The following is a 13,025-nucleotide window of genomic DNA, read 5'->3' as shown; positions in this document are numbered from 1 at the left end:
TGCTGGGGCCGCCCGCCGGCGGGCTGCTGCTGGGGGCCCGGGCCCGCATGCCCTGCGGCTCGCGTGGGGCCGACTCCGGGCCCGAAGGCCGTCCCACCACGAGCCGGGGCGGTCGGTGCCGGCCTGGACCAGGCGCTCGCCCCTGCCCGGCCCGGCGCGCGCGCCGTAGCAGCGCAGTCGTCCGCGGGCGGAAAGGGTGATTGTGCCAGGTGTCGGGGGCGGAGGCATGTCACGTGCGGTCGTGGCATGCCCGACGCTTCCTCGGGCGGCTCAATGGAGGGCATGCACAGGACGGACCCGTCGCCCACAGCCCGAAAGGAAGACAGCCATGGCTGCCCTGATCCCCCTGCGTAGGACGCTCCTCATCGCGGTGTCCGCCGTCGCCGCGCTCCTCGGCGGCGGATCGGCCTTCGCCGCATCGAGCTCCCCCGCCCTGGCCGACGACCCCTCCGGAGCGAAGGCCGCGCAGCAGCCCGGTGCAGAGCATCCTCGGCGGGCAGGACCGTAGCAACGCGTATTACTACTACTACGTACAGGAGCGGTGATCACCCGCGACCTGCTCGGCGGGGCACGCGGGCTCCGCCCCGGGGCCGCGCGAGCCAGCCTCGGAAGCGACTTCGGAGTCTCCCTCGGCGGGCCCGCGGAGGACACGACGGGCCTCACCCGCATCGGCGCTCGCGCGTACGGCCGGGCCGGCCGCCGGGACCGTGCCGTGGGCACGGCACGCCGGGGCCGGCAACAGGGGGAAGGACTGTCGGACACGACATGGCCTTCGCCTCCCACAAAGCGCCGACTCAGCGCATCTCAGCGCTCCTCGGCCGCCTTGAGCGGCCGCTTGTAGTACCGCCAGGGGAACCAGCCCGCACCGACGGGGATCCAGCCCTCCGCCTCCATCCGCCGCTGCCGGCCACCCGAGGCCAGCGTCACACGACAGTGCTCCCACGGGTGGTCGGACGCCTCCACCTCGTGGAACAGCGCGCCGTACCCGACCAGGTGCCAGCCTTCGCGTCCGGCCTCCGCCAGGGCAGGCATCTCGTTGAACGCGGACAACGGAGTGAGGATGCGGCGCTCCGGCGCGCCCGGTCCCCCCGCGGGCGGTCCGGATGCCACGGCATCCCCGGCCTTGCCCGCGAAGCGCTGCTGGGCGGCCTGGCGGCTCACTCCCAGGACACGGCCGACGGTGTCCCAGCTGTGCCCGGCCGCCCTGGCGCCCTGCACGGCCTCGCGCAGCAGCCGGCTCGCCTCCTCGGCACCGATCCGCGAGGCATCCACCAGACGCAGGTACTCGTCGGCGTCGTGCTCCAGCGATGCGGCCAGCCCCTCACGGGCGCCGAGAACGGCGGCCGCGATGCCCTCCCGGATGCGGACGGCCTCCTGCGGGCCGAGCAGCGGCTCGCCGCTCATCGACGTGTCCCGGCGAGCGGCTCCAGCATGTCGAGCACCTCCGCGTCGCGGCGTGCCCGTTCGGCGGCCGCGCGGGCAACGCCACGAGCGGCCCATGCGCTCACGGTGGCGATCGACATGAGTTCCACCGCGATCAGCGCCGCCCAGCCGGCCGTGCTCAACCGGTCGGCGAACATCGTGGCCAGCGCGGGCAGGACCGCAACCAACGGGAGCAGGGCAACGGAGAAGTCGGATGCAGAGGGGGCGCCCGAGTGGGACGTCTTCGGCTTCAAGATCGGCATACGTCAAGGAAACCTTGACGTGATCGACTGTGTCAAGAATTCCTTGACACCATCCGACGGAACTACGCCCGCCGCCGGCCACGGCGTCCGGCGCCAAGGCCGGAACCGCCCCGCGTCCCGCGGAGCCCGGCTCCACACTGATGGCGTCCTCCTGGCGAAACACGCCCCCGGGCGCGGCAATCGTCGGGCCGGCGCGGAGTCGAGGCCTACGCTTGCCGGCATGAGCGTCAAGAAGTCGGCGGTGGCCGATGAGATCTTCGACCGGTTGGACACGAACGGTGACGGGATCCTGACCTCGGAGGACTACCGGGCCAGCGCCGAGCAGTTTCTCCAGTCGTACGGCATGGGGCCCAGTTCCCCGAAGGGGCGCGCCCTGATCGAGTCGAACCAGGCGCTGTGGGAGCGGCAGGCCGAGCTGGTGGACCGAGACGGTGACGGGAGGATCGACCGGGAGGAGTACCGCGAGTGGTTCGACTCCCTGCCGGCCTCGGCTGCCGCCTCGGGCGTACCGTCCGGCTCGCCGGAGGTGATGGCGGTCCTGCACGCGCAGTTCAGCGTGGCCGACCGGGACGGGGACGGCGTGATGGACCTTCACGACTTCACGCTGTGGCGGGACCTCAAGGGCGTACCCGAACCGAACGCGGCCGCCGCGTTCGCACTGATCGACTCGGACGGTGACGGTGCGATCGACTGGCGGGACTTCACCGGCGCGGCGGCTGCCAACGGCCTGGAGGCCCTGCTGTACGGCCCGCAGCGGGGGTAGATCCTGCCCCGGGGCCCACCCTCCCACCGGCAGCGCTCTGAGCGCCCCGCACGGCGTCCGCGCCGACCACTGGCGTACGGGCCGCGTTCGGCGAAGTCGTGGGCGCCCCGGAGTGGCGCCACCGCCCGGTCGACGCCAGGCCGTTCACCGCCGCCCTGGTCGACCTCGACGCCGCCCCCGTGAGGCACCGGCTCGGTGGCCACGCCGTGCCGTGCGCTGGTTGATCCGCCCCGCCGGTCTCGCCGTGGGCCGCTTCGACCGGGCACGCTTCGCCTGGCAGCTGTTGACCGGGGAAGGGCGGGGCTCACGAGGTCGGGGCCGTGATCGGCGGCCCTCGCGGTCGGTGATTTCCAGCCATCGATATCATGCGGCCGGATCCATTCGCCCGTCCGCCGAAAGGGCTGCAGCACCGTCATGTCCCGCCCCCGCACGCCCGCCACGCCGCCGGACTCCCCTTCGCCGAACCGTTGGTGGCGCACGGACCGCGCGAAGGTCGGGGCCGTCGCAGCGGTGCCGCTGCTCGGTCTCCTGGACGAGCGGCTGGGATTCCTGGCACTCGTGGCCGCGCTCGTGGTGCTGTGGCGAGGCAATCCCTGGCCGAGGGGCGGCAAGATCGCGGCCACGGTTGCCGCGATGGCGCTGCTGGGAGCGGTACTTCCGGACCAGCCCCGGCCGGAAGCGGCGGCTGCGCCGAAGAAGAACCCGCAGCCGGCCAGGACTTCCCCCGCCTTCGGCTCCAGCCCGTCTGCCAGACCGCCCGAGCGGGTACGCGACTTCGTGGGCGAGCGGCTCGACACGGCGTTCACCCGCTCCCGCAAGTCCGGATACTCCGTCACGTACCACGACGCGTCCGGCCAGGGACGGGCGGTGACGGCCCGTTCCCTCTGGACGGTGTGCTTCCAGCAGCCTGAGCCCGCAAGCGCCGTCGTGGAGAAGGTGGTCGACTTCGGTGCCGTTCGCACCGGCGAACCGTGCCCCGGGCGGGACGGCGAGGCCCTGCCGTGGCCGAAGATGCCGGAGGTGATCTGGAAGACGTGGCCCACCGCCCGTGCGGAGGTCGTCGCCGTGGGCGTGCCCGAGGGCCGCGTGCGCGCCGAGGCGGCGTACCGGAACGACGTCCTGCCGCCTCGGGGCGAGTACGAGGACTGGCGCGTCTGCCGGCAGGACCCCGCGAAGGACGCGGAGTTGCGGGGCGACACCTGGGTGACGCTGTCCCTGTCGTCGCCCGAGAACGGCTGCCCGGACCCTGACCGCGGCACGGCCGTGTACCTCCCGGACCGGGACGGCGATGGCGACCCGGACTACCGCGACCCCCACCCGGGCGACCGGAACCGCGACACGACCTTCCCCGGCGGCCGCCCGCGCGACACCGGCGGCTCCTCGGGCGGCGGCGGCTCCTCGGGCGGCGGCTCGGACGGTCACGGCTGGAGCGTCTGCCGGCACACCCGCTGGTGCTGAGCGGCACGGTGAACACCGCCCCCCGGCGGACCGGCCGCCCCGTGGGGATGCGGCGGCCGCCGAGGCGCCTGTGGTGAGCTGTCGCCGCCCGCAAGGATCGGACAGGGGTCGATCATGGCCAGGTTTGGGATCGATTTTCAGCCAAACCCGACCAGAAGGATCGTTTCATCCTGTACAACCACTCTGTTCGAAGGCCACGGGCGGGCCGAGCTGGGTTGCGGTTCGGCCGGAAGGGGAAGGTTTGGAGCGCTCAATGGCTGGAATCGCTCGTCGTCCGTCCCCGTGGCAGTAATGGATCGTCAAACTCCGGCACCGAGCCGGTCGGCCGACACGACGTTCGGAAGTGCAGCGCGGTCGCGTCCTCGCTTGTTGCCGACAGGGAGGTAGGGATCCCATGACAGTGCAGGACATCGAACTTCCGAAACTGCGGATGCCGTACCGGGTGCGGGTGAACCCGTACCTGCCGGCCCTGCGCGAGGAGGCCGAGACGTGGGCGCGCGAGATGGGGATGCTGGCCGGCGGTGAAGCCCCGGGCGCCGGCCGGGCGGTCTGGACCCCGTCGCAGTTCCGGGCCATGGCCGTCGACCAGCTGACCGCCTGGGCCCTTCCCGACGCCTCGCTCGCCGGCCTCCGGCTCAATCACCGGTTCAACCTCTGGGCTCTGGCCTGGGACGACTACTTCGCCTCCGCCTTCAAACAGACGGGCAACCTCGCAGGCGCACAGGCCTTCACCGCCCGTCTGCACGCCTTCCTGCCGTCGGAGCCGGGCGTCCGGCTGCCGGAGCCGGTCAACGCCGTCGAGAGGGGAATGGCCGATCTTCAGCAACGGCTGTTCCCTCCGAGGCTCGCGCACTGGCGCAAGGGGCTCAACCGGAGCCTGGCGCGATACGTCGACGCGGGGGTCCAGGAGCTGGCCAACAGCCTCGCCGGGCGCGTCCCGGACGTCATCGAGTACGCCCAGTTCCGCCGTGAGAGCTTCGCCGCGTACACCGCCCCGTACTCCGTCGAACTCTCCACCGGAGCGCAGATCCCCGAGCGGATCCGGCACAGCCGGACCGTGTGCGCCTTGCTCGACGCCTTCATGGACTACATGGGTCTGGCGAACGACATCGCCTCCTACCAGCGGGAAGTCCATGACGAGTACGACGTCAACAACCTCGTCGTCGTCCTCGGGACGTCCCTGGGCCTCACCGTCCAGGAAGCGATGCACACCGCCGCGGATCTGGTGACCGCACGACTCCACCACTTCGAACACCTCATACAGAGCGAACTGCCCGCGCTGGTCCGCCGGGCCGGGCTGAACCACGGCGAACGGATCGAGCTGGAGGTGTGGCTCGCCGGAGCCCGCGGCTTCCTGTCCGGCCTGCACGCCTGGTACTCCGGGGCACCCCGCTACGCTCCCGCCGGCGGACCGGTCCCGGAGCAGCGGACGCCCGACGCCGCTGTGCCCGCCCGCGAACGGCATCTCTCCACGCCATGAGTTCGCCCGCCGGGCATCGGGGCTGCCGAACCGCGCGGTTCGGCAGCCCCGATGCCCGGATCCGATACGCCCTACGGGACCTGTCCCAGCCCCAGCAACCGCCTCAGCCGCGTCCGCCACGAAACACGGGCTTCGGCCAGCGGCATGCGAGATGCCGTCTCCCGGCCGGGCGGCACGTGGGGGGCTGCCGGCGTGCGGGGTGCCGCCGGCATGCCGGCGCTCGGCGGGGGCGGGGCCGGCAGCGGTGCCGGCAGAGCGTGGGCAGCCTCCGGAGCGCGGGATGCGAATTTCACGGGCAGCGCCGTCAGGTGCCGGGCCCAGGTGGAGGAACGCCAGCTGAGCCCGGACTCGGCGATGGCCAGGCCGATGTCGGGAAGCCGGGTGAGCAGGATGTCGATGCCGGTGTCGGCGATGACACGGCCGATGTCCTGGCCGGGGCACTCATGGGCGCCCGCGCTGAAGGACAGGTGCGCGCGGTTGTGGTGCACGCGGGTCGAGGGATCCTGGCGGACGGCCTGGTCGACGTTGCCGGCGGCCAGGCCGAGCAGCAGCATGTCTCCCGCCTTGATCTCCTGCCCTCCGAGCGAGGTGTCACCGGTGGCCCAGCGGCCGGGGCACACCATCAACGGCGGCTCGTCCCAGAGCACCTGCTCCACGGCTTCGGGCAAGGTCATCTGGCCGCCCGCCAGCGAGCCGCGGAACCGCGGGTCGGTGACCGTCATCCGCAGCACGTTGGCCATGAGATTGGCGGTCGTCTCGTAGCCCGCGAGCAGGATGAGGCGCAGGTGGTGCTGCACCTCCTCGTCGCTGAGGCCGGCCGGGTGGGCCATCAGCACGGACGCGATGTCCGGCCCGGGCACGGCGCGCTTGGCGGCGACGAGCTGCTTGAGGGTCTCCAGCACGTAGGCATTGCTGGCGAGCGACGTCTCGGTGGCCTTGAAGAGGTCCCGGGCGGCATGGACGAGCTTGGGACCGTCCTCGTCCGACATGCCGAGCAGGTGGGTGAGGACGAGCATGGGCAGCGGTTCGGTGAACTGCCCCACCAGCTCGGCCTTGCCGCTCTCGCAGAAGTCGTCGATCAGCTGGTGCGCGAAGCGGGTGATGTGGCGGCGGACTCCGCGCTGGTCGAACTGGTTGAGGCTGGCCGTGACCGCGCCGCGCAGCCGCTGGTGCTCCTCGCCGTCCGCGCACACGCAGTCGGGGCGCCAGCCGATCATCGGCACGAGCGGCGAGGTCTCGGGGTCGATCTCACCGCTCGTCCAGCCGTGCCAGGTGCGGGGGTCACGGGAGAACTGGGTGGAGCGGGTGGCCACATCACGGTTCTCGAGGTACCCCAGGACGAGCCAGGCGCGCACGTCCCCTTCGAGCAGGACGGGCGCCACCGGACCGTGCGCGGCACGCAACTTCTCGTACAGGCCCATGGGGTCGGTCTCGGCGGCGGCGCCGTGGAGCCGGGTCACTCCCCCGGCGCCCGTGGCGAGGTGGGCCGGGCAGCCCGGCGGCGGGACGGGCCCCGGTTCCGTGGCGGTGCGGTCGGTGGGAGGGACGGTCATGCGGACTCCTGAGCGGCGGCGAGGGTGCACAGGTAGCCCATCAGCGAGATCAGGACGTCGCGGCTGGACGACCGGTCGCGTGCGTCACAGGTGATGATCGGCACGGATTCGTTGAGGGCCAGGGCGGTGCGCAGGGCTGGGATCGGGTGCTGCGGGGCCTCGGGGAAGGAGTTGACGGCCACGACGAAGGGGACGCGGCGGTCTTCGAGGCGGGTGATGATCTCGAAGCAGACTTCGATCATCCGGGTGTCGACGAGGACCACGGCGCCGAGCGCGCCTTCGAAGATGCCGTTCCACAGGAACCAGAAGCGCTCCTGCCCCGGCGTCCCGAAGAGATAGAGGATCAGCTCCTCGTTGATGCTGATGCGGCCGAAGTCCATGGCGACGGTGGTGGTGTGCTTGCCCTCCGCGCCGGGGTTGTGGTCGATCCCGACACCGGCCTGGGTCATGGTTTCCTCGGTGGTCAGCGGCGCGATCTCGCTCACCGCCCCGACCATGGTCGTCTTGCCGACTCCGAAGCCTCCGACAATGACGACCTTGACTCCCCTGGCGCCGTGCGGCAGCAGCACATCGGTGCTGCGGGGGCCGGCGGCGGGTGCGTCAGAGTTTGCGTAGTCCATGGATCACCGCCTCCAGAAGGTCGAGTTCGGGGACCGCAGCGACGGGAACAGGAGCGATGGCCTCGACCCGCCCGTCCTCGACGAGCGTGGAGAGCAGCGCCGTGAGGACGCTGAAGGGAAGGCTGAGATACGCGGATATCTCTGCCACCGACAGCGGGTACTGGCACATGCCGAGGATCGCGGCCTGCTCGGGCTGCATCGCGGGGTCGGGTACGGACCTCGATGTGATGAGGGTGACCAGGTTGAAGGCCCTTGCCGAGGAACCCTGGCCACCGGAGATGACGTACAGCGGAACGGGACTGCCTTCATCCCACTTCTCCTGGTGCTCTGACGTCACATCGCCCGCCCGACGTCATCCCGTGGCGGACTCGTCATGTGGCGGCCGATCCGGATCACGAGCGTACGCATGCGGTCACCGAGCAGCCCGGCGTCCACTTCCTCGTCGGCGAGCACGGCGAGATAGGCCCCGGGGCCGGCCGCCATCAGGGAGAAGTAGCCGCCGTCGACCTCGATGCCGACCATGCGCGTCGAGCCGTCGCCGTGGGGGACCTTCTGCGCGATGGCCTTTGCCAGGCTCTGCATGCCCGAGCAGGCGGCGGCGATGGCGTCAGCGGTGTCGGTCTCCGTGTTCGCTCGGCCGATGCACAAACCGTCCGACGACAGCACGACCACGTGGCGCACGTACGGGACGCTGGCCGCGAGCTCCTTGAGCATCCAGTCCATGTTTGGCAGTGGCGTCACGGTCACTCATCCTCATCTAATAGCTCGTTGGTTGGGCTGGAAGGGGTGGTGCCCGGTCTCTTCTCACCGCTGAACGCCTCCCACATCAGGCCCGGCTGCCGGGCGCCGCGGGGCGTTCCCGGGGAGGCGGCCGGAGGCGTGGGGGGCTGGGGGGCGGTACGGACGACCGGTGTGGGGACGGGCGACTCCCGTCGCCGCTGCGGCAGCCCGTTGACGGTGTGCTTGACCTCGACGGGTTCTGCCGCGGCGGCGCGCGTCACGGGCGGTGGCGCCGTGGTCGGTCCACCGGTGCGCTTCGGCGCGTACGGTCCACCCGTGTGCTTCGGCGCGAACGGCTGGGGCTTCTGGGCAGGTTGCTGAACGGTGGTGATCAGGCTCCGCGGAACGAGCACCACGGCCCGTACGCCGCCGTAGGCGGAGGTGCGCAGATCGACGACGAGGCCGTGCTCGCGGGCCAGCCTGCTGACGACGGGCAGGCCGAGCTGGGTCCCCTCGCCCAGGTCGCCCAGATCGAGGCCTGATGCCCCCCGCGACATGACCCGGTCGATGCGCTGCCGGACCTCTTCGGTGAGCCCGACCCCGCGGTCCTCGATCTCGATGGCGATACCGGAAGGCACCTCGCTCGCGCTCACCTCGACCGGGGTGTGCGGCGGCGAGAAGGTCGTGGCGTTGTCGAGCAGCTCGGCGAGGAGGTGGATCAGCGGCTCGGCGCCCGGGCCGATCACGGCCACTTCCGTCACCGACTGCAGCTTCACCCGGGGGTAGTCCACGATGCGTGACATGGCCCCGCGTACGACGTCGTAGAGGGGGATCGCCTTCGACCACTGGCGCCCGGGCCGGGCATCACCGAGTACCGCGACGCTGGCCGCGAGGCGCCCGATCAGGGCGTTGCGGTGATCGACGGCCTGCAGGCCGTGGGAGACCACGAGGTCGTTGCCGTGAAGGATCTGCATGTCGCGGAGGTCCTTGGCGAGCTGGTGCACGATCGCCTGGACCCTGCGCGCGATCGCCACCAGTGCCCGCTGGGAGGCGTCCCGCGTGTGCTCCTCGGCCTCCACCGCTTCCAGGAGCGTCTTCAGCGCCTGCCGGAGTGCTGCGGCGAACTCGACGTCGAGGTGATCCCCTAACGCGACGGACTGCAGGATCTCCGAGGCGGGGGCGCCCTTCTGCATACGGGCGACGGCCGCAGGGAGGAGTTCCTCGGCGAGCCATACCGTGGTGGCCCGCTGGTCGGCCAGGCGCCCGAACAGTGCGGCTTCGCGTTGTGCGTAGTACTGCTGCACCTCGGCACTCGCCCGCGCGTGGCGGGCCTGCTCCGCCGAGCGCGCCCGGCGCGCCGTCGCGGCCGAGGTGACGGCCGTCAGGGCGACGGCGACGAGGCCGCACCAGGCAACCGGCGTGCGTATCTGCGCGGGAACGAGGATCAGCGCTATGCCGCAGGCCCCGGCCAGAACACCGGGGGGTACTAGCCATGCCGGAGCCGCTGCGCGTGGCAGGCCTCCAGGCGTTGAACCGGTACGAGCCATCGAGGGGTCCCTAAACAGTCTGGAATGAGTGGACTGGGGGTGATGCGGGCACGCCGACAGGAACGGTCGGAACTTCGCTCGGCCGAGCACCGATAGGTTCTGCCGGGTGCCGCCGCCGGGTCGGTTCCGAATCGCATCGGAATCGCATCGGAATCGCATCGGTGGTCACGCCTTCCTTGCAGCCAGGCTCCGTCCGTGCGCGACACAGCGCTCGGTGACTGGCCGTGAGCTCAGCGCAACACGCAGGGGAGAATAGTCAGTTCGGGTACGCCATGTGACCTTGCTGGAACGACAGCCTCCACACTGACCGACCTCGACCCGAACTGATCGATCTCTTCCGCCACATGCATCACAAACGCAGGGAATCGACCATACGAAGCAGCAATGCCGCAACGGTCAACAGCTGGACCCGCGATACCCGTCCAGGGGGTGCGAGCTTCTTCTCGTTGACGCACGGCGGGCAGGCGGGCGCCGGACACTCGACGAGGCCGGTGTGACGGGCCCTGCGGACTCCGTCACGGCCATCAAGGCGCTGCGCGACGCGAACCCCGGCCTGAGTCTGCGGGCTGCCGTCGAACTGGCCAGGGCGACCCGCGAGACCGAGTCCCGCTGACCCGCCCCGGCCATTCGGGGCCGTCCCCGGGCGTCGGGAGACCCAGGACCTTCGCGATCGGCGGCCGTCGGTGTGGCCCGCCCGCCCGGTGGCGGTCCCGGTGGCGGTCCCGGCGCCTGCCCAGTGACCGGAACGCTGCATTCGGGGGAGGTGCGAGACTGTCCGGCGGTCTGTCCGAAGGAGTCTCGCAGTGTCCGTGTTCAGTACCATCCGCCAGGCGGTCCGCCGCAGCTACCGGCGTGCCGTGGATCTCAGCCACCCGGCGCGGTCGCCACTGGGCAGCGCCGTGGTGAACTGCGTCGTCTACCTGGGCGGCGTACGGCAGGACGGCTGCGCGGAGGCCGTCGAGGCGTTGCGGAGGGTCCGCCGGGCAGGGTCGGGTTTCGTCTGGATCGGGCTGCACGAGCCGGACGAGAAGGAGTTCGCAGGGCTCGCCGAGCTGTTCGGTCTGCATCCGCTGGCGATCGAGGACGCGGTGCACGCGCACCAGCGGCCGAAGGTGGAGCGGTACGGTGACACGCTGTTCGCCGTGTTCAAGACGGTGCGCTACGTCGAGCACGCTGAGCTGACCGCCACCAGCGAGGTGGTGGACACCGGTGAGCTCATGGCCTTCGTCGGCGCGGACTTCGTGATCACCATCCGGCACGGCGGGCACGGCTCCCTCGGGCCGCTGCGCGAGGTGCTCGAAGCCTCGCCGGAGCAGCTCGCCAAGGGGCCGGCTGCGGTCCTGCACGCGATAGCGGACCATGTGGTCGACGACTACATGGCGGTGACCGACGCCGTGCAGACAGACCTCGACGCCGTGGAGAGCGCCGTCTTCAGCGACCATGCAGGCCGGGGCGATGCCGGCCGGATCTACCAGCTCAAGCGGGAGCTGCTGGAGCTCAAGCGGGCCGCGGCACCGCTGGACCGGCCGCTGCAGCAGCTCGCCACCCAGCCGATGCCCGTCATCGGGCCGGAGATCCGCCCGTACTTCCGTGACGTGGCCGACCACCTGAACCGGGTCACCGAGCAGATCGGCTCCTACGACGCCCTGCTCGACTCGATCCTGCAGGCGCATCTCGCGCAGGTGACCGTGGCCCAGAACGAGGACATGCGGAAGATCACCGCTTGGGCGGCGATCGTCGCGGTGCCGACCATGGTGTGCGGGGTCTACGGCATGAACTTCGAGCACATGCCGGAACTGCGCTGGACGTACGGGTACCCCACCGTCCTGGGCGTCATCGCCGTCGCCTGTTTCGTCATTCACCGGGGCTTCCGCCGCAACGGCTGGCTCTGAGGTGCGTCGTGGCGTGGTCGCCCCGCCCCGGGCCGGTGCCGCGCCCGGCCGGTGTCCGCGTCATGCCCGTCGTGTGATGAGGTGGCGGGCATGACCGACGCTGAGATGATCACGATCCCCGAACGCCTCCACGGCTACCCCGGCGTGGCCTTCGGCGGCTACGTGGCAGGAGTACTGGCCGGGTGGGCCGCCGCGAAGCACGTACGGGTGGACTTCCGGCGTCCTGTGCCGACCGGGCTGCCGGTCCGGCTCGCCGCGACCCCCGACGGCGGCTGCGCCCTGACCGCCGACGAGATGCTGCTGGCCACCGCCGTGCCCGTCGACTCCGCCGGGGTCGCGGCGGGGGTGCCGGCGGCACCGTCATGGGCGGAGGCCGAGGCGGCCGCCGAGGCCTATCGGGCGGACCCGCCGGACGGGCAGACCGACTGCTTCGGCTGCGGCCTGGACCGCACTGCCTCGACCGGACTGCGCCAGCACTGCGGACCGGTGCCGGGGCGGGCGCTGGTCGCCACCGCCTGGACCCCGGGGCCCGAGCTCGCGAGCCGGGGCGGGCTGCTGCCGCCCGAGCTGGTGTGGGGCGCGCTGGACTGCCCCGGCAACGCCGCCGGACGCCTGCTCGACGGCCGCCCGGCGGGCGCGGTCACGGCCGCGCTCAGCGCCCTGCTGGTGCGACCGGTCCGGGCCGGCGAGCGGCTCGTCTCCTACGCCTGGATGCTGTCCTCGGCGGAACGCAAGTACGGCGTCGGCACGGCCGTGGCCACCGCGGACGGCGAGCTCTGCGCCACCGCCGAGGCCTTGTGGGTGCTCCCCCGCACGGCTGTCCACGGCCGGTCGTGAGAGCGGTGCTCGCAGCCGCCACCCGCCCGGCCGCAGCGGCGCGGCCTCGCCCGCCCACGAGTGGGTGAATTGCCCGGTTCCGTCCCTTCATCGGCGACACTGATGTGCCGCGTCCGGCGAGCTGGAGAGCGCCGCGCTGATCGTCGTCCCGGCCGGCGGCGCCGGCTGCCGTGGTGGCACGGCGGCGTCCGGCCCGGCGACCGGCGCGGACCGTCGGCGTCCCCCGATCAGACCCGAGGAGGAGGGCGGCCTCGCCGCCGTCTCACGCGCATGGCACCCACCGAGCAGCGCGCCGAGGGCGCGGGACCGTTCACGACCCGGCTCACCTGGCAGCCTCCTGGTGGTGGCACCGCCGTGTGGGAGTCGCGGCCCGCCCGTCGGCGCGGAGTCATCGCCGTGCGCCCGCCCGGCGCTCCCGCCGGCGGGCCCGCCGGCGCCCACGCGGTCGCCCTGCGCCGGCTGCGCAGGGC

General features: G+C 72.0%; 13 protein-coding genes and 1 pseudogene. 7 read left to right on the top strand and 7 right to left on the bottom strand.

What is annotated here, in order from left to right:
• The first annotated feature begins 328 nt into the window (after positions 1-328).
• A complete protein-coding gene (locus tag GPJ59_RS10210; RefSeq protein WP_219666169.1) occupies positions 329-508 on the top strand; it encodes a hypothetical protein in 180 nt (59 codons plus the stop codon).
• A gap of 296 nt (positions 509-804) precedes the next feature.
• Here GPJ59_RS10210 and GPJ59_RS10205 read toward each other — a convergent pair whose 3' ends face one another.
• Complete coding sequence (locus GPJ59_RS10205; protein WP_219666168.1) at positions 805-1,404, bottom strand: hypothetical protein; 600 nt, start codon at positions 1,402-1,404, stop codon at positions 805-807.
• Entirely contained in the window at positions 1,401-1,685 is a 285-nt protein-coding gene (locus GPJ59_RS10200; protein ID WP_219666167.1) for a hypothetical protein, read from the bottom strand. Before GPJ59_RS10200 ends, GPJ59_RS10205 begins: the two co-directional genes overlap by 4 nt.
• 220 nt (positions 1,686-1,905) lie before the next feature.
• On the opposite strand from GPJ59_RS10200, the gene GPJ59_RS10195 reads away from it, so the two are divergent.
• The 3 genes from GPJ59_RS10195 (at position 1,906) to GPJ59_RS10185 (ending at position 5,386) form a co-directional block, all read left to right on the top strand.
• The gene (locus GPJ59_RS10195; RefSeq protein WP_219666166.1) at positions 1,906-2,448 is read left to right on the top strand and encodes an EF-hand domain-containing protein; all 543 of its coding nucleotides are present in this window, start codon (positions 1,906-1,908) and stop codon (positions 2,446-2,448) included.
• Positions 2,449-2,862: 414 nt separating this feature from the next.
• Positions 2,863-3,906 carry a hypothetical protein gene (locus GPJ59_RS10190; protein ID WP_219666165.1) on the top strand — a complete coding sequence of 348 codons (1,044 nt, stop codon included), beginning with the start codon at positions 2,863-2,865 and terminating at the stop codon, positions 3,904-3,906.
• 394 nt (positions 3,907-4,300) lie between these two features.
• Entirely contained in the window at positions 4,301-5,386 is a 1,086-nt protein-coding gene (locus GPJ59_RS10185) for a terpene synthase family protein (RefSeq protein WP_219666164.1), read from the top strand.
• Between the two features lie 71 nt (positions 5,387-5,457).
• On the opposite strand, the gene GPJ59_RS10180 is transcribed toward GPJ59_RS10185, so the two are convergent.
• Genes GPJ59_RS10180 through GPJ59_RS38445 form a run of 5 tightly spaced genes read right to left on the bottom strand, consistent with a single transcriptional unit; the run spans position 5,458 to position 9,583 of the window.
• Positions 5,458-6,939, bottom strand: coding sequence for a cytochrome P450 (locus GPJ59_RS10180; RefSeq protein ID WP_219666163.1), 1,482 nt, complete (start codon positions 6,937-6,939; stop codon positions 5,458-5,460).
• The gene (locus GPJ59_RS10175) at positions 6,936-7,559 is read right to left on the bottom strand and encodes a GTP-binding protein (protein WP_219666162.1); all 624 of its coding nucleotides are present in this window, start codon (positions 7,557-7,559) and stop codon (positions 6,936-6,938) included. Before GPJ59_RS10175 ends, GPJ59_RS10180 begins: the two co-directional genes overlap by 4 nt.
• On the bottom strand, positions 7,540-7,896 hold the full coding sequence (locus tag GPJ59_RS10170; protein WP_219666161.1) for a DUF742 domain-containing protein: 357 nt from the start codon (positions 7,894-7,896) through the stop codon (positions 7,540-7,542). The genes GPJ59_RS10175 and GPJ59_RS10170 overlap by 20 nt, the downstream gene beginning before the upstream one ends.
• Entirely contained in the window at positions 7,893-8,282 is a 390-nt protein-coding gene (locus GPJ59_RS10165) for a roadblock/LC7 domain-containing protein (protein WP_219666160.1), read from the bottom strand. The genes GPJ59_RS10170 and GPJ59_RS10165 overlap by 4 nt, the downstream gene beginning before the upstream one ends.
• Before the next feature lie 20 nt (positions 8,283-8,302).
• Positions 8,303-9,583 carry a sensor histidine kinase gene (locus tag GPJ59_RS38445; RefSeq protein ID WP_219666159.1) on the bottom strand — a complete coding sequence of 427 codons (1,281 nt, stop codon included), beginning with the start codon at positions 9,581-9,583 and terminating at the stop codon, positions 8,303-8,305.
• A gap of 1,046 nt (positions 9,584-10,629) precedes the next feature.
• On the opposite strand from GPJ59_RS38445, the gene GPJ59_RS10155 reads away from it, so the two are divergent.
• The 3 genes and pseudogenes from GPJ59_RS10155 to GPJ59_RS10145 form a co-directional block, all read left to right on the top strand.
• Positions 10,630-11,718 (top strand): magnesium and cobalt transport protein CorA, encoded by a 1,089-nt coding sequence (locus tag GPJ59_RS10155; RefSeq protein ID WP_308120222.1) that lies wholly within the window; start codon positions 10,630-10,632, stop codon positions 11,716-11,718.
• A 90-nt stretch (positions 11,719-11,808) separates the two neighbouring features.
• Positions 11,809-12,555: a PaaI family thioesterase gene (locus tag GPJ59_RS10150; RefSeq protein WP_219666158.1), complete on the top strand. Its 747-nt coding sequence runs from the start codon at positions 11,809-11,811 to the stop codon at positions 12,553-12,555.
• Between the two features lie 270 nt (positions 12,556-12,825).
• Positions 12,826-13,025: pseudogene (locus GPJ59_RS10145) on the top strand (hypothetical protein); the annotation flags it as partial.

It is taken from the genome of Streptomyces bambusae, assembly GCF_019400985.1.
GTDB classification, from domain to species: Bacteria; Actinomycetota; Actinomycetes; order Streptomycetales; family Streptomycetaceae; genus Streptomyces; species Streptomyces bambusae_A.
Note: the sequence above shows the minus strand (reverse complement) of the source record. Positions and strands in the feature narration are given on the sequence as shown.